The sequence below is a fragment of the Aeromonas sp. FDAARGOS 1419 genome (assembly GCF_019047045.1).
Taxonomy (GTDB): domain Bacteria; phylum Pseudomonadota; class Gammaproteobacteria; order Enterobacterales; family Aeromonadaceae; genus Aeromonas; species Aeromonas veronii.
The window spans coordinates 2,001,447-2,017,946 of the sequence record NZ_CP077209.1 but is presented as its reverse complement, the minus strand read 5'-3'; the positions used below and the strand labels follow the sequence as shown (position 1 = coordinate 2,017,946).

16 protein-coding genes are annotated in these 16,500 nt (G+C 60.1%); 14 read left to right on the top strand and 2 right to left on the bottom strand.

Annotation, left to right across the window (positions count from 1 at the left end; translation table 11 throughout):
* A complete protein-coding gene (locus I6L49_RS08970; protein ID WP_216951316.1) occupies positions 1-3,006 on the bottom strand; it encodes a DUF1566 domain-containing protein in 3,006 nt (1,001 codons plus the stop codon).
* A 221-nt stretch (positions 3,007-3,227) separates the two neighbouring features.
* On the opposite strand from I6L49_RS08970, the gene I6L49_RS08965 reads away from it, so the two are divergent.
* The 13 genes from I6L49_RS08965 to I6L49_RS08905 are packed head-to-tail and all read left to right on the top strand — an operon-like array spanning position 3,228 to position 14,061.
* Positions 3,228-3,431 carry a Flp family type IVb pilin gene (locus tag I6L49_RS08965; RefSeq protein WP_005350403.1) on the top strand — a complete coding sequence of 68 codons (204 nt, stop codon included), beginning with the start codon at positions 3,228-3,230 and terminating at the stop codon, positions 3,429-3,431.
* Positions 3,431-3,844 (top strand): prepilin peptidase, encoded by a 414-nt coding sequence (locus I6L49_RS08960; RefSeq protein WP_216951314.1) that lies wholly within the window; start codon positions 3,431-3,433, stop codon positions 3,842-3,844. The genes I6L49_RS08965 and I6L49_RS08960 overlap by 1 nt, the downstream gene beginning before the upstream one ends.
* A 9-nt stretch (positions 3,845-3,853) precedes the next feature.
* Positions 3,854-4,744: a Flp pilus assembly protein CpaB gene (cpaB, locus tag I6L49_RS08955; RefSeq protein ID WP_216951312.1), complete on the top strand. Its 891-nt coding sequence runs from the start codon at positions 3,854-3,856 to the stop codon at positions 4,742-4,744.
* A 19-nt stretch (positions 4,745-4,763) separates the two neighbouring features.
* Positions 4,764-6,161, top strand: a complete 1,398-nt coding sequence (locus I6L49_RS08950) for a type II and III secretion system protein family protein (RefSeq protein WP_216951633.1) — start codon at positions 4,764-4,766, stop codon at positions 6,159-6,161.
* 11 nt (positions 6,162-6,172) lie between these two features.
* Positions 6,173-6,721 (top strand): pilus assembly protein FlpD, encoded by a 549-nt coding sequence (locus tag I6L49_RS08945; RefSeq protein WP_216951310.1) that lies wholly within the window; start codon positions 6,173-6,175, stop codon positions 6,719-6,721.
* A gap of 3 nt (positions 6,722-6,724) precedes the next feature.
* A complete protein-coding gene (locus tag I6L49_RS08940; RefSeq protein WP_216951309.1) occupies positions 6,725-7,858 on the top strand; it encodes a P-loop NTPase in 1,134 nt (377 codons plus the stop codon).
* Positions 7,858-9,171 (top strand): CpaF family protein, encoded by a 1,314-nt coding sequence (locus I6L49_RS08935; protein WP_110302834.1) that lies wholly within the window; start codon positions 7,858-7,860, stop codon positions 9,169-9,171. Before I6L49_RS08940 ends, I6L49_RS08935 begins: the two co-directional genes overlap by 1 nt.
* Positions 9,168-10,052, top strand: a complete 885-nt coding sequence (locus tag I6L49_RS08930; protein ID WP_216951307.1) for a type II secretion system F family protein — start codon at positions 9,168-9,170, stop codon at positions 10,050-10,052. The genes I6L49_RS08935 and I6L49_RS08930 overlap by 4 nt, the downstream gene beginning before the upstream one ends.
* Positions 10,053-10,055: 3 nt before the next feature.
* Positions 10,056-10,940, top strand: a complete 885-nt coding sequence (locus I6L49_RS08925; RefSeq protein WP_139459863.1) for a type II secretion system F family protein — start codon at positions 10,056-10,058, stop codon at positions 10,938-10,940.
* Between the two features lie 19 nt (positions 10,941-10,959).
* Positions 10,960-11,718 carry a lipopolysaccharide assembly protein LapB gene (locus I6L49_RS08920; protein ID WP_216951305.1) on the top strand — a complete coding sequence of 253 codons (759 nt, stop codon included), beginning with the start codon at positions 10,960-10,962 and terminating at the stop codon, positions 11,716-11,718.
* Complete coding sequence (locus I6L49_RS08915) at positions 11,715-12,188, top strand: TadE/TadG family type IV pilus assembly protein (protein WP_216951303.1); 474 nt, start codon at positions 11,715-11,717, stop codon at positions 12,186-12,188. Before I6L49_RS08920 ends, I6L49_RS08915 begins: the two co-directional genes overlap by 4 nt.
* Positions 12,185-12,676: a pilus assembly protein FlpK gene (locus I6L49_RS08910; protein WP_216951301.1), complete on the top strand. Its 492-nt coding sequence runs from the start codon at positions 12,185-12,187 to the stop codon at positions 12,674-12,676. The genes I6L49_RS08915 and I6L49_RS08910 overlap by 4 nt, the downstream gene beginning before the upstream one ends.
* The gene (locus tag I6L49_RS08905) at positions 12,676-14,061 is read left to right on the top strand and encodes a vWA domain-containing protein (RefSeq protein WP_216951299.1); all 1,386 of its coding nucleotides are present in this window, start codon (positions 12,676-12,678) and stop codon (positions 14,059-14,061) included. The genes I6L49_RS08910 and I6L49_RS08905 overlap by 1 nt, the downstream gene beginning before the upstream one ends.
* A 49-nt stretch (positions 14,062-14,110) precedes the next feature.
* Here I6L49_RS08905 and yiaY read toward each other — a convergent pair whose 3' ends face one another.
* A complete protein-coding gene (gene yiaY / locus I6L49_RS08900) occupies positions 14,111-15,262 on the bottom strand; it encodes an L-threonine dehydrogenase (RefSeq protein ID WP_216951297.1) in 1,152 nt (383 codons plus the stop codon).
* Between the two features lie 382 nt (positions 15,263-15,644).
* Here yiaY and udp point away from each other — a divergent pair, with 382 nt between their 5' ends.
* Positions 15,645-16,400: a uridine phosphorylase gene (gene udp, locus I6L49_RS08895; protein WP_005337975.1), complete on the top strand. Its 756-nt coding sequence runs from the start codon at positions 15,645-15,647 to the stop codon at positions 16,398-16,400.
* Positions 16,401-16,500: the final 100 nt, after the last annotated feature.

The window sequence follows — 16,500 nt, the reverse complement described above, 5'->3', positions numbered from 1 at the left end:
TTATTCTCCTGTGACCTTGAAGCCATCGCTCACCAGCATGACGTAGTGGGGTTGATACTGGCGGGCAATGCCGCCGCGTAGATATTTATCCGGGCGAACCTTGTAAGCATCTGGCCCCCCGTCATCTTTGTCCCAGGTGCCGATGGGGCGACTGACCGGCATCACATCCGAGGTCCAGAAGCCGTAGAAGATCCCCTCCAGCTCCTGCCATTTGCCATAGGTGTATTGCAAACCTGAATAGAGCGGGAAGTAGCGGGTGTCGAGGGCAATGGGGTTATCCCGGGTCAGGGTCATGATGCCGTAGAACTCCTGCTGGCTGGGGGCGCGCCAGTTGGAGAGGCCGCATAGCTTGCTCTGGTTGACCTGGCTTATCTGGCGTTTCAGGTTGCAGCGGCTGCGGTCACTGGCCAGAGCACCACTTTGCGGGTCATAGCAGCTGCCGTTGAAGGCGTTGTTGCTCTGGATATCGTCATAGGCAAACAGGCTTTTGTCATCGTGCAGGGAAGATTCGCCATCCTTGTGTTGTACCTTGGTCTCCCACACCAGCCCACTCAGGGCGTCGGCCACGCAGGCAAACGGCATCTGTTTGTAGGAGAGATCCTGGCGTGGCAGCGGTTCTCCCCGGTTGTCCAGCTTGATGTAGCGAGCGCCGAGCACTCCATCCAGATTGCTGTTGACCGCTTGTCCACTCAAGGGATCGCAGCGGCTATCCAGGTCCCGGCCACGCTTGCCATCATCTAGTCCCATGCTGTGGGTGATACGGGTATCGGCCACATGCAACTGCCCGGCTCGGTAGGTCAGTGGGGCACTGATGGTGCCACCCTCGCTCATCACTCTTATCTGGTAGTTCTGATAGTGAGGGAGACCCTTGAGGGTGATGCGAGTCTGCTGGCTGATGTTTTGCTGTTCGGCGTTTTCAATATGTTCAAACGGGGTTTTCCCCCAGCCAATTCGATATTGACTCACCCCCTCCTGGGGTTGCCAGCCGAGGGTGACCCAGTGGCTGCCATCCTGATCACGGCCCTGGCCCAGAATAGCCAGGCCGATCACTTGATCTGACAACACCTCACGCTGACAGACAGGGGATATGGGGCTGTTGGGGTAGGGGGTGAGCCAGCTACCCGCTGTGCTGGTTCCGGGATAGAGAAGAGCATCGCTTTCCGAGTTGCGGATCAGACCGGTCGCCGCCTTGATGATGTGGGAGATGTTCTTGTCTGGATTGGCATTCAACAGGGGGCCCAGCCCGCTATTGTCGGCGATGGTGGTTTCCAGTTTGAACAGGTCCGGTATCTGATTGTTGCGGGACACGGTTGAATATTCATTGGCCATGTTGATCTCCAGCCAGCTCAGCAGTTGCTGGCGAAAATCAGTGCCCTCGATCAGGTTGACAGGTTGCTGCCAGAGCTCCCCCTCGGTCTGCAGGGCAACCATGGCTGCCAGTAGCTCAACCTGATGCCTCGGTAGTGCCTTGAGTTTTTGATCCAGCTCCGCCAGGGTCCAGGCTTGCCAGTCCAGGAAAGAGCCCATGCCGGCACTGAGTGTGGTTTTGAGCAGCAGAGCCCACTGCGCCGTGGTGGTATAGCCCACATTGAGGCGCGGATATTCGTTGGCGCCGAGCATGCCATCGCGATTCTCATCGCGCTTGACCAGCTCGCAGAAAGAGCCGAGCACCGAGCGCAGTTCCACCTCACTCTTGGCATCCTGTACCACCAGGGTCAGGGTGTCTTCCATCAGATCATCACTGGTCTCGCTGCTGCCCGGTTTGCAACTGGCGAAGCTGTTGTTGAGGTCAGCGAGCGTGAGAGTGATGCTGTACTGGTTGCCCTGCTTGATGGGAAGAGACTCTTGCATCCGACCACTCTGGGCCATTACCGCAAGCCGTTGTGGCCGAATGGGGCGTTCGGGTTTGAAATAGTGGGCATTGAGCCCATCGTGGTTGGGTTTGGCACCGATCTCTACCGATACCGATGCTTCGCTCAGACGAGAGGGGAATTGTCCCAGCAAGGTCAGTTTGCGCTGTGGGTAGAAGGTGGTGAGCAGCTGGTAGGTCGCTGTGCGGGTATCCAGTTTCTCCATGGCAGCGAGGGCATCGTTCAGCCGGGCTTCGGCGTCGTCAGGTAATGTTGTGCCTTGGCTGGTGGTCAGTGTCGTCAGGTGTTCAAGCAGGGTGGATGTCGGGTTGGACTGTTGCTGGCTGACCAGTGCAGTTGCCAGTGTACTGAGTTGCTGGACCGGCAGCGGCATATCGCCGTTCAGGGTCAACTGCAGCAAGGCGGTGAGATCTCGGGCAAAACGGTGATTGAGATGAGGGTCACTGAAGAGCTGGCCAGAGACATCCTGTTTTCCCTCCTGCTTTTGCAGCGCCGCCATGATGCTCTGATATGCCAGCGGCGTGGGGGAGAGGTGCAGGCGAGGACTCTCTTTCTCGGTGATGATGCCATCCCCGTTTTGATCCTGTTTGAGCAGTTGTGTCAGCGTAGGCAATTCACTGCTGAGGGATAGCGCGCTGTTCTGACGGTGGCTGGCGACGAGGCGCAGCGCCTTGTCTTGTGGCCATTGGCTCAATTTCAGTTTGAAGCCGAAACTGCCATCAGCCTGAGCGCTCTGGGTGACGCAGACCTTGTCGGCACAGAGCTGAATATCAAATTGTCCACCCTGTTCGTGAGTCAGCGGCAGTGCGCCGGCCAGATCCAGCGAAGTGGGTGGGGCGGGCGGTGTCGTCTCCGTTGTTGGTTGGCCCGATTGGTCTGGTGCAGTTGTTCCCGAGCCGCTACCTGAGCTTCCTCCGCTGCTACTGCTGGTGCTTCCTCCGCTGGCAGTACCTCCCGCAGTGCCCGGGTTGTTGCCACTTCCGCTATCCGGTGTGGTGGGTTGCTGGTTGCTACCGCTTCCTCCGCTGTTGCTTGCGTTATTTCCCGCCTGCTCGGGGCTGCCCAGCTCTGCCTTGCATGCCAGCAATGTGGCGCAGCAAAGGAGCAATAGCAGTAGTTTCGTTGTCCTGAACACGTTCGACTCCGTTATTGTTGTTTAGATTATTAATCTGCCAAGTCCGGCTTTTAGCGCGTAAATGAAACACATTGCAGATGCTTTCGCTGTTAACTCCGTTAAATTGGCAAATTCACTCTGCGAATTATTTCATTTTTTGATAATGATATTGATTCTCGTTTGTGATCTCAATATCATCTTGTCGTTGTTTAATTTCAGGCATAAAAAAACAGGGACAAAAAATGACGATGCGAGTTTGGGATTACCTTCGTGACTACCTGAAGGATGAAAGCGGTGCCACGGCCATTGAGTACGGCATCTTGGCTGCCGGGTTGGCGGCCGGGATCCTGGCCATATTTGGCTCGGACGGGATCTTCATTACGGCGTTGAAAGAGAAGTTCACCGCTATCGTTGCCGGGTTGAATATGGACGCGGCTGGCAAGTGATGGCGTGGGGGCAATGGCTCGCCATACTGATGGCCTGCTGGTGTCTGGTCAGTGATCTGTTCGAACGGCGGATCCCCAATCTGGCGGTGCTGGTACTGGCTCTCTGGGTTGGCTGGTTGTTGCCGTTCAATCCGCTGTCACTGGTGTTGGCCATACTGACCTTGCTGTTGGGGCTGGTTGCCTATCACCGAGGCTGGTGTGGCGCCGGGGACAGTAAGTTGCTGGCGGTCTGCCTCTATGGGGCAGGCGAGCAATGGCCCGAATTATTGCTGATGATGGCGTTCTCCGGTGGCCTGCTCAGCCTGGTGTGTTTGATCCATAGCCGCCTGCGCCCTTCACCCAATCCAACTACTGTGCCTTATGGGGTTGCCATCCTCTGGGCGACAGCTCTGACCACACCTCTATTTATGTAGTCACACCTTATGAAGAAATTCTTTTTGCTTATCGCTGCACTGCTGGTGCTGGCGGCGATGCTGGCTACCTTGTGGCCAGCTGAACCTGCGCCGCAGAGCGGTACGTCCTCACAGGATCCGCCAGCAGAATCGTTGGCGCCGGATCGGGTGGCCCAAGTGTTGGTTGCCACCCATCGGGTGCAGGCCGGTTCTTTCATCCATCCCGAAGATCTGGGCTGGCAAGCCCTTCCCGAAGCCGAAGAGAGGAACCTGCCGGGTCTATTTCTGTTTGGTTTTACCGATACCAAGGTCCTTAAGGGGAGTCTGGTGACCCGCACGCTGGAGGCGGGCCAGATAGTCTCTGCCGATGATTTGGTTCGTCCCGAGCAGAGTCACTATCTCTCCGCCATGATGGCGCCGGGCATGCGAGCGGTGACCCTGGCGTTGGGGAGGGAGGCGGCCAGCCACGGCCTGATCCGGCCCGGTAACCGGGTGGATGTGATCCTCACCAGCAAGCATGCGCGTCAACACAATGCCCAAGGGGCAGAGGTAACCAGCAATCAGTCGGCCGAGATCATTCTGACCGATATCAAGCTGCTAGCCATCGACGCCCAGGTGACCGATATCGCCGCGCTCAACGGCAATCCTGCGGCACAGGATAATTTCGACCAGGTTGCCGTCACCTTCGAGTTGCCCCCTCGGGCGGCAGCACGCTTGTTGCTGGCACATCGCTTGGGAGAGCTGGCTCTGGTGCTGCGTTCGGCACAGAGCGCACCGGCGGGCAGCCCTGCGATGGCGCTGCCGGAGGGGAGTCTGATATGGGCTGAACAGGTCGCTCGCGGCCAGAACCCGAGAGCCATTCCAGGTCATGGGGTCAAGATCAGTTATGGCGACGGCAACGACCGAACCCGCCAACCCTAATCAACACAGAAAGGAAATGATGTTGCGAACATTTGCCATATTGCTCGCCATGCTGCCGCTCTGGGCCGCAGCCGCCGAGAGCCTGACGCTCACTCCCGAGCAATCCACCCTGCTCAATTTTGATGAACCTGTGCTGGATGCCTTTGTGGCCAATTCGGAGTTGGTCAGAGTGCACAGTCCCTCTGATCAGCAGTTGCTGATCTATGGCCGCAAGGTGGGAAACACCGATCTGGTGGTGACTGCCCTCGATGGCCGAACCCTGGGTCACTATCGGGTAACCGTAGCCGCTGATCTCGCACCGCTTGAACAGCTGGCCCGTCAGCATTTCCCCCAGAGTCGACTCACCTTTAGCGAGTCGGGCGGTGCCATCGTAGTGGCAGGAGAGGTGACCAGCCCGCTGCAGGCGCATGAAATCCTCAGCATGGTGGAAGGCTTTGCCAAGGGACTGCAACCGCAATCCGTCGCCCAGAGTACAGTGATGGCCTCTTCGCCTCAGGCGGGTAATCAGGATGAAGGTGCCGCTGTCGCCGGTGGGGGCAGCGGTCAGTACGCCAATGTCATCAACCAGCTGCGACTGGCCGGATCGGATCAAATCAACATATCGGTGCGCATCGTCGAGATGCAGCGTACTACCAGTGAACAGCTTGGGCTGCGCTGGAGCGCGATGGGGGAGTATCTGCAGTTGGGTGTCTCGCCGGGTAACCGTTTCCCTAAGCCGCTGGAGCGAGGCAGCTGGAGCGGCAAGAAAGATGTGGTCTACATCAACGCCATCATCGATGCGCTGGTGGAAAACAGCCTGGTCAATGTATTGGCCGAGCCCAACCTGACGGCCAAATCGGGAGAGGCTGCGACCTTTATGTCCGGCGGTGAGTTCCCCTTTCCGGTTGGCAACGGCGATAACGGTCCCGAGATTGAGTTCAAGAAGTTCGGCATCTCGCTGGAGCTGACGCCGACCCTGCTGGACAACAATCGCATCAGCCTGACGGTCTCCCCGGAAGTATCGACCCTGAGCCGGGAGAACAGCGTCACCATTGCCGGGGTCGTGGTACCGGGTATCGAGACGCGTCGTACCACCACCACCATCGAGCTGGCTGACGGCCAGAGCTTTGCGCTGGCAGGTTTGGTGCGCAGCCATCGCAACCAGAATAACGAAGCACTGCCCTTCCTGGGAGAGATCCCCGGGCTGGCCCCCTTCTTTGGCAGCAACAGCTTCAAAAATCAGGAGAGCGAGCTGGTGATCATCGCCACCGCCCGTCTGGTGCAGCCCACCAGCGATCCCCTTTCCCTGTCGACGCCGCTGGATCACTACCGGGCTCCGAGTCGTTTCGAGCGACTGTTCTTCACCGACATGGGGTCAACCCAATTGCCGGCGGCGCAGACAACCCGCCTGTTCGGCAACTATGGCTACAGCTACTGAGGAGGATGACCATGTTGAAAGAGACGCTGTTGCTGGCCATGACGTTGCCGTTACTGGCTTGTACCACCCCACCTCCGGCTGCCCCTCTCAAGGATCAGTTGCAATTCCGGGTTGCCCCGTCGCAGTTGCAACAGCAGTTGCAATGGCAACTGGCCCCTTTGGCCAATAGGCTGGAGGCGGGCACCATCACGCTGCAGATCAGCGGGCCGCAGCCAGCAAGCCATGCGCCAACGCCGGAGGCGCTGCGCCAGCAGATGGCTCAGTGGCTGGCGCTCGATACCCGGCTCATCTTCACCCCGACCGGGCAAGGTGACTATCAGGTGTTACTCGATGCCACCTTGCAGCCGGATAGCTGCCGTTATGCCAGAGGCGGGGCGTCAGCCCCTGCCAGCGCCTGTCTGGTGCTGCGCAATCAATATCGTGCCCAAAGCCGTGGCGAGCACTGGGCTCGTGGTGCCCGTTATGACGGCAGTGGTAGCGCCCTCGATGCCGGCGCGGTACAGCGCCTCTATCAGGGCAAGGCCAAATCGGCCAAGAAACAGCAGACGACCGGGGAGTAAGTCATGAGTGAACAAGCCAAACGGCTGGTGGCCGTGACGCGTCAGCCAGCCTTGAGTGCCGGGGTCGAGCGGGTGATGGCCGGATTGAGCGATGTGGAGCAACTGCAGCTGACGGGCTCTCTGGCGGAGGCCAGAGCGCACTGTCTGGCTCACGGTGCGCCCGATATCCTGCTGGTGGAGGTGGAAAATCAGCAGACGCTGGCGGCCGATCTGGCGGCGCTTGCCGAATGTTGTCCACCCCAGATGCGGCTGGTGCTGCTGGGGGAGCGGGGAGATGTCGCCCTGTTTCGCTGGTTGATCTCGGTGGGGGTGGATGATTACTACCCGGCGCCGCTGGATCCTGATGCGCTTCGTGCAGGTCTGCTGCGTCTGCTGGGGGTGCCGCTGGTGACCTCCTTGCGTAAAGGGAGAGTGATCTGTGTCGTGGGGGCCGCGGGCGGTGTCGGCACCAGTACCGTCTGCGCCAATCTGGCACTGGAGCTGGCAGAGCAGCATCACCGTCAGGTGGCCCTGCTGGATCTCAATCTTTATCACAGCCGTCACCCCATTTTGCTGGGCAGCGACTATGCCCCGCCCGGCGAGCAGTGGTGGCAGGCGACCGATCGGTTAGATGGCACCTTGCTGGCCCACACCGCTCATCAACTCGGGTCACGGTTGTTCCTTTTCTATGACGAGGGCGCTGAGCTGGTGCTCGGCGCCGAGCAGCTGGTGGCCGCGGTCAATGTGATGGCGGAGCACTACAGCACCCTCATTATCGATGTGCCGGACCTGCGCAGCCATGGGTTACGCGCCTTGCTGCAAGAGGCAGATGTGGTGATCTGGTTGCACGATTTCAGTCTGGGGGCATTGCGACTGCTGGGGAACTTGCCCAAAGGAGGGCAGGCTCAACGTCACCTGCTGGTAGGCAACCATTGCCGCGGCAAGGAGGGGCGAGTGCCCGCCGCAGAGCTGGAGCGGGTCTGTGGTCAACCTCATGCAGCCGTATTGCCTTATGACCACGGCGCCTTTGTGCGAGCCGAGCGGGCCGGTATGGCGCTTATCAAGCAAAAAAGCAAACTGGCCCGAGCAATCAAGTGGCTGGCAGCCGAGCTGGTTGGCACTCAACCAGCGGGACGCCGCCGGGGAGGATTGCGCTGATGTTCGGACAAGCCAGCAATCGGCAGCCGCCGGTACAAGGGGCGCTGCTGACCATGTCTGAGGCCGCGCGCGAGGCGTTTTACGAGCTGGTGGAGCCTTCGGTGGCCGCCACCTTGCCCCGTGATGCATTGCTGGAGCGGGTCGCCAATGCTCTCGATCAGCTCTCGAGCCGCCGCATGCTCCCTTACAACCGTCAGGAGTTGCTCCTGCTGGGGCGGCAACTGGTGGACGAGATGGTGGGGGTCGGGCCGCTGCAACCCCTGCTCGATGATCCCGAGGTGTCGGACATTCTGGTCAATGGTCCGGACAAGGTCTATGTGGAGCGGCACGGCAAGCTGGTGTTATCGGGGGTGCGCTTTCGCGACCGTCAGCATGTGTTCAATGTGGCGCAGCGGATCGTCAATGCGGTGGGACGGCGGGTGGATGAGTCTACCCCCATGGTGGATGCCCGTCTGGCCGATGGCAGCCGGGTTAACGTCATTGCACCGCCAATCGCCCTGTGCGGCACTTCCATCTCCATTCGTAAATTCCCGAGTAGCCGCCTGACGTTGGCTCATCTGGTGGAGAAAGGGGCCTTGTCGGACGCCATGGCCCGCTTTCTCGGTCTGGCTGCTCGCAGTCGTTTCAACGTGTTGATCTCGGGGGGGACGGGGTCGGGCAAGACCACCCTGCTCAACGCCCTGAGCAAGCACATCAACGACGACGAGCGGATCATCACCATTGAAGATGCCGCCGAGCTCTCTCTTGAGCAGCCGCACTGGGTACCGCTGGAGACGCGCAACGAGAGTGCCGAAGGCAAGGGGGAGGTGAGTGTGCGGGCACTGGTGCGCAATGCGCTGCGGATGCGGCCGGACCGGATCATCTTGGGGGAAGTACGCGGCGCCGAGGCGTTCGACATGCTGCAGGCGATGAACACAGGCCATGACGGTTCACTCTGCACCCTGCACGCCAACACACCGGAAGATGCGCTGCTGCGCCTGACCAACATGTTGCAGATGGGGGCTGAGCGCCTCTCCGAGCAGATCATTCAGGCCCAGATCGCCAGCGCGGTGGATCTGGTGGTGCAACTGGAGCGGATGCGCGATGGTCAGCGCCGCATCACTGCCATCAGTGAAATCACGGCGCTGGAGGGAGGCCAGATCAGGATGAAACCGTTGTTTCGTTTCGTGCTGGAGTCCGAGCTGCACGGCAAGTTGCAGGGGCGCTTCATGGCCCATCCGCTCTCGGCCGGGGTACAAGAAAAGGCCCGTCAGGCGGGCCTGCTAGCCGAGTTGCTGGCGTGCATGGATGAAGATGGGGAGGAGGGCGCATGAGTGTGCTGTTATCCGTCTGCCTTGGCTGGGGGGCGGTTTGTCTGCTGCTCTGGCAATGGCAGAGTCGGCGTGAAGCCTGGCTGCAACAGAGCCAGCGTTATGGCGGGCAACCGGAGTCCCGGGAGGCGGCGCGTCCCTTGCCCCAGTGGTATCAGCAGATGGTGACTATGGTGGGTCAGGAACAACTGACTCGCTGGTGCTGGCAGGGGCCGGCAGGCGCCGCACTTGCCTGCATCTTGCTGGTCGCCAATGGCATGCCGCTTTGGCTGGCGTTGTTGCTGGCGGTTGGCGGGGCACTGCTGCTTGGTCTGCTGCTCTATCAACAGCTGCAACAGCGAGCGCTGGAGCAGTTTCGCACCGGCCTGCCCGAGGTGATTGACGGGATGATCCGGGCGCTGCGGGTGGGGGCGCCGCTGGCCGATATTTTCCAGCAAGTGGCACGGCAGCAGCGCGGCTTGATGTCACGGCTGTTTGCCCAGATGCACGACGAGTTGCAGGTGGGGCAACCGGTGGCGCAGGTGATGCGACAGGCTGCAAGCAGGGTCACGGTGGCCGAGTTCCAGTTTCTGACCATAGTGCTCAGCCTGCAGCAAGAGACCGGTGGTCGCCTCTCCGACGTGCTGGCACAACTGGTCGAAACCCTGCGCGCCCGTCAGACCCTGGCGGCCAGCATCCAGACCATCACCGCCGAGAGTCGCAACTCTGCCAAGGTATTGGCCGCTCTGCCTGTCATCATCCTGCTGGTGCTGTTCAGTACCGGGCGGGAGCACTTTACCTATCTGATGACCACGGCCAGCGGCCAGTGGGTGATGGGGTATGTTTCAATCAGCGTGGCGGTGGGGCTCTGGCTTATCCGCCGGCTCACGCGTCTGCAGGGGTAGGTCATGGCTGTTACCCAACTATTCGCATTGGCACTGCTATCGCTTGCGCTTGCCGCAGTGACGGGCTGGTACGGTTACCGGCAACAGCAACAGTGGCAACAACAGTGTCGCCGTTATGCCACTCTTGCCGCGGCAAAGGTGCCGGGGCGTGAGTGGCTGGCGTGGTGCGGCCGCGGTTATCCGGTGGGCAGCCGCGAGCAGGCACGCTTGCAGCAGTTACTGGCACAAGCCGGGATCTTTGCCAGCCAGGGTTTTGACCGGTTACGGGGTGCCAAGCTGCTGGGGGGGCTGGGGTTGGCCATCATGGTGCTGACATGGCGCCTGCTGGTTGCCCCGGCTGATGGATTCACCCTGATGTGGGTACTGATGGCCTATGTGGTAGGGGCCGGTTTGCCGGAGCGCTGGCTGCAGTGGCGGGCCCGCAAGGTCAAGGCGGCTCAGCAGAAGGTGGTGCCTGATGCCATCGACCTGCTGGTGATCAGTGTCGAGGCGGGGCTTGCACTGGATCGGGCGTTGCTGCGAGTGGGTCACTATCTGGAGGCGTTGGAGCCGGGGCTTGCCCGGCAATTCTTGCGTACTCATGCCGAGATCCAGATGCGCGGCGATCAGGCCAGCTGTCTGGCACGGCTTGCCTGGCGGACCGGCTTGCCCGAGCTGGATCGTCTCGCCAACACCTTGCAGATGGCTCAGCAGTACGGGTCGCCATTGGCCGAGACCATGCGCACCATCAGTCAGGAGGCGCGTCAGATGCGGAGACTGGCACTGGAGGAGCAGGCTGGCTCCTTGCCGGGCAAGATCACCCTCATCCAGATGGCGCTCATCATGTTGCCCATGCTGGTGCTGATCATTGCCCCCACCCTCAATTTGTTGATCAACAGCCTGCGTTGAGCAGGTGATGGAATCGGATATGAAATCAAGTAATTACCTCATTTTTATCTCGCTGCTTCTGCTGGCGGGATGCAGCAGCCATGGTGATGCATCGGCGCAGAGTCAGAGCAATGGCATGGCGGTGGCCAAGGCCGCTTTTGATTCTGCCCAGTATGAGAAGGCTGAACGCCTCTATCTGGCGCTCTTGAGCAGTGATGCCTCGCTGGAAGAGGCGCAGCTGATGCTGGCGCGAACCCGTTATCAGCAAGATAAAAAGCAGGCCGCACGCGATGGCCTGCAACAGCTGCTCGACCGCGCTGGCAAGCAGGCACCGGAGGCGGCCAATTATCTGGGCAAGTTCCTGCTCGATGATGGGCGCACGGAGGAGGCCGCAACCGCTTATCGTCAAGGACTCGCCTTGCCGGAGCTGACACCGCTGGCACGGGCCCGGCTCAGCAATGGGCTGGGGGTCGCCAGTCTGCGGCAGGGGGCGTTTGCCAAAGGGCGTGCGATGTTTGAGGCGGCGGTTGCCGCTGCTCCGGATGAGCCTGACTATCGGGGCAATCTGGCATTGGGCTGGCTGATGGAGGGGAACCGGGTCGCAGCTCGTCAGGCCTTCGAGCCGCTGCTGCATTATCAGAGCCTGCCACCCCAGGTGGAGATGAACTCCGCCCTGCTGCTGCTGGCCGAGGGCAATGAACCTCAGGCTCGCCTCATCCTGTCGCGCTTTCTCAGTGCCAGCCAGCTGGAACACGATATCCGGCTGCTCAAGGCGCAACTCAGAGGGCAGTCTGTGTGAATCATCAGCGTGGCGTAGCCAGCATCGAACTGGTGATCATCTTGCCACTGCTGCTGGCGTTGTTGCTGCTGGTGGTGGATGTGCTGCGGATACAGCTGCAATACAGCACCCTGGAGTATGGCCTGCGCGCTGCATTGCGGGAGCTGCAGGCCGAGTCGGCCGCCGGGCGGATCCCCTTGGCTGGCGCTATTCGGGAGCGGTTACTCAAGCAAGGGCACGGTGAATTGGCCGGGGTGGAGGTGACTGTCAGGCATCATGTGTCACTTGCAGCCATGTTGGGACAACAAGAGGGGGGGCTGGCTCCTGGCAGTGACACCCTAGTACCCGCCGATCCCGTGCTGGAGGTGACCGCCAGACTTCGCCCCCGTTTGCTGCTGACCCCGAGCTGGCTGGTGGCCGATCGCCAGCTGGGTTATCAGAGCACCTTGTTGTTGCTGACTGACCGGTTGCCTGCAGGTGGTGCAGGATGAGCAGAACCATCTCTCGACCCGCACAAAACAGAGGGAGCATCAGCATCGAGGCGATGCTGTTTATCCCCGCGCTGTTGGCCCTGCTCAGTTTCGGCAACGAGGCATTGCAACTGCTGCGCCTTGAACAGCGGTTGCACAATGTGGCCTATAACGTGACGCAGATCGTGACCCAGCAAGGGGTCACGCAGGATGCGGCGGCAGTTTCCCAGCTGGCGTTTTATCAAGGATTTGTGCAGCAGCAACTGGCGGCTCTGCATGGTGGGCAAGCGGCGTTGACCATAGAGCAGTACAACAGCGCCAGTGGTGAACTGTTGCCGCTGTTGCAGGGAAGTGGCTGTGCCGGGCAGGGCAATTGGCCGCCGCTGCGGGTTGGCACCTTGATGCGGGTGACCCTCTGCTATCGCCCGGATTTGGAAGGGGGGGGCATATTTAGCCGCCTGTGGGGCGAGCGTGCGTTGACCACCCACTTTATTCAGGAGGTTCACTGATGCCACTATTGTCTGAACAGCGCGGCGGCTTATCTCCGGCATTCGCATTGATGCTGGTCGGGGTATTGGCGCTGACCGGGGTCGCCATCGAGCTGGTGCGCGGTTACAACGGCCAGAGTCTGCTCAGCGCCGCTGCCGATTCAGTCATCTACTCTGCGGCAGATAGCGACACAGCCTTGCAAGATGCTCAGGCGCTGATGCAGGCCAATCTGAGCGGGCGTAACCTGCAGGTGGCTACTCCCCGCCTGAACCAGGGAGAGCAGGGGGCACAGGTGATCTTGCAGGGAAAAGTTCCCGCTCTGATGGATCTCTCGGCGATAGATGAAGGGGAGCAGGGGATGCCGATTGCGGCGGCTGCGCGTGCCAGCAGTGCACGAAGCCGGATCGAAGTCGCGCTGGTGCTGGATATTTCCGATTCCATGTCAGGTGCCCCCATGAAGGCAATCAAGCAGGGCCTTGTCGAGTTTGGCGAGGTGCTGTTTGGTCGCGAGCGGCGCAATCAGGATCGGGTGGTCAGTATCATTCCCGCCACCGGGCTGGTCAATATCGGCGATCATCCCGAGCTGTTTCATCCCGAAAGCATCGAAATTCCCTTCGGGTTGCGGACGCTCGCAGAGGAGCGTGGTTGGCTCAATCTGTTGTCGCGGGAGGTGCCGGGGCGCCAACGCAAGGCATTCTGTGCCAGATTGCCGGAGCATGTGGATGGTATCGACCGAGTGGCGGAAGTGACTCCTGGCTGGATCCGCAAACTGGAGCAGGCCCCGCGGGATGAACTGAGGCCCCATCTTTTTTACAGCACCAAGCCTCCCCCCATTGCCCGTTATGGCGATGGGACGCCCTTGCTGGCCTTTGCGCCCAAAGATAATCCGCTGGACCGCTATCTGGAGAACCGCCGTGACAAGCTCGGCATCTTCGATGATCCGGATTGCGGGGTCAGTCCGATCCAGCCTCATCTTGCGACCCGTGCCGACTATCGTCAGGCGCTTGATACCCTCTATGCCGCATTCAATACCAACACGGCAGAGGGGGTGATGTGGGGTTGGCGGCTGCTTTCACCAGAGTGGCAGGGACGCTGGCGGCAGGGGGCGGCAGCTTTGCCGCGCACATATGGGTTGCAGGATAACCGCAAGATCATGGTGCTGTTTTCCGATGGGGAACACATGGGGTCCGAGGCAGCATTGCGGGATCGCAAGCAGTTGCTGTTATGCCGGGAGATGAAACGCAAGGGGATCCAGATCTACACGGTGGCGTTCGAAGGGGATACCAGTTTCGTGGCCCAGTGTGCCAGTGATCGCTCCCTGGCCTTCAAAGCAACCAAAAGCAATATTCGTACTGTGCTGACCCGGTTGGCGAGCTCCATCAACGATGTCGTGTTGACGAAATAATGCAAAGAGGGGCCTGATCGGCCCCTCGCTATTCAAGGTGTTAACAGGGTCACATCGCCGCGCGGAAGATGGCGACGATCTCTTCGTGGCTCGCCTGTTTCGGGTTGGTGAAGCCGCAGGCATCTTTCAGGGCGTTGCTGGCCAGGGTATCGAAGTCATCGGCCTTGACGCCGAGTTGTTCCAGACCGGCCGGGATCTGCACATCCAGCGCCAGCTGCTTGATGGCGGCAATGGCAGCGGCAGCGCCCTGCTCGTCGCTCATGGCGCTCACGTCTACCCCCATGTAGCGGGCCACATCCTTCAGACGAGCCGCGCTCACCTGGGCGTTGAACGCCTGAACGTGGGGCAGCAGCACGGCGTTGCAGACACCGTGGGGCAGGTCGTAGAAACCGCCCAGCTGGTGGGCCATGGCGTGCACATAGCCCAGGCTTGCGTTGTTGAAGGCCATACCGGCCAGGAACTGGGCATAGGCCATCTGCTCGCGGGCATACAGGTCATCGCCATGGTGAACGGCGGTGCGCAGGTGCTTGGCAATCAGCTCGATGGCCATCACGGCACTGGCATCGGTCACCGGGGTGGCGATGGTGGAGACATAGGCCTCGATGGCGTGGGTCAGGGCATCCATACCGGTGGCGGCGGTGAGACCCGCCGGCTTGGCCAGCATCAGCTCGGGGTCGTTGACCGACATCAGCGGGGTAACGTGCTTGTCGATGATGGCCATTTTCACGTGGCGCGCTTCGTCGGTGATGATGCAGAAGCGGGTCATCTCGGAGGCGGTACCGGCGGTGGTGTTGATGGCGATAAGCGGCAACTGCGGCTTGGCGGAGCGATCCACCCCTTCGTAATCCTTGATGCTGCCACCGTTGGCGGCGACCAGCGCAATGCCCTTGGCGCAGTCGTGAGGCGAGCCGCCACCCAGCGAGATGACGCAATCGCAGCCGTTGGCCTTGATCATCGCCAGACCCGCTTCAACGTTGTTGGTGGTGGGGTTGGGTTTGGTCTCATCGAAAACAGCGCTTTTAATGCCATGTTCAGCCAACAGGGTGGTGAGCTTGGTGACCACGCCGATCTGGTTGAGGATTTTGTCGGTGACGATCAACGCCTTGCGATAGCCGTAACCCTTTATATCGGCGGCAGCCTCTTGCAGACAGCCGGCACCCATCAGGTTGATAGCGGGAATATAGAACTTGAATGTAGCCATGATGGACTTCCTATAGTTAGCCATTAAGTGGTATTTGAGAGCTAGGCTACCATCTAGAAAGGGATACAAAAGCATCTTGTTTACAACTTTACGGGGTCGATCACGAGTCGTTAATTAAGCGTTGAACCAGGCTTGACTTTCCCGCATCCAACTCGATTTGCAGAAAAACGTTTGTCAATTATTTCATTGAGTTAGCAAACGTTTTGCGCAATGTTTGTCACTGTCAATGCGTGGAAGTGTGAGGCGCTTCAAGGAATTGGAAAGCGCTTTCGACCATAGTTGGCGCCTCCCCGAAGAGGGGGGTAAAGGCTTGAAAGTATCATAAAGAATCATCTTAACTTGTGCCCTGACCATGCTGGCAGGGGGCAACCAGGAGTCCAATATGTCTGATGTATTTCACTTGGGTTTGAAGAAAGCGGATCTGCAAGGCGCCACCCTGGCGATCGTCCCCGGTGACCCCGAGCGCGTGAAGCGTATCGCAGAGCTGTTGGATAACCCGGTGCACCTGGCCAGCCATCGTGAATTCACTACCTGGCGCGGCGAGATGGACGGCAAGGCCGTGATTATCTGCTCTACCGGTATTGGTGGTCCGTCCACCTCCATCGCGGTAGAAGAGCTGGCCCAGCTGGGTATCCGCACCTTCCTGCGTATCGGCACCACCGGCGCCATCCAGCCGCACCTGAACGTGGGTGACGTGATCGTGACCACCGGTTCCGTGCGCCTCGACGGTGCCAGCCTCCACTTCGCACCGATGGAGTTCCCGGCTGTTGCCGACTTCGACTGCACCACCGCGCTGGTGAACACCGCCAAAGAGATGGGCTCCAAGCTGCACATCGGTGTGACTGCCTCCTCTGACACCTTCTACCCGGGTCAGGAGCGTTACGACACAGTTTCCGGCCGCGTAGTGAGCCGTTTCCAGGGTTCCATGAAAGAGTGGCAAGCCATGGGCGTGCTGAACTATGAGATGGAGTCCGCAACCCTGCTGACCATGTGCTCCAGCCAGGGCCTGCGTGCCGGTATGGTAGCTGGTGTTATCGTCAACCGTACCCAGCAAGAGATCCCGAACGCCGAGACCATGGCGAAGACCGAATCTGATGCCATCAAGATCGTACTGGGCGCTGCCCGCAAGCTGATCTGATAGCACCACAAAGAGTGGGGGGTGGGGGCCGTTGCGAAAGCGCGGCCCCTATCTTTATCCGCCGTTTGCCGCTTTTCCTCTCCCGTCACCCCTTTCACTG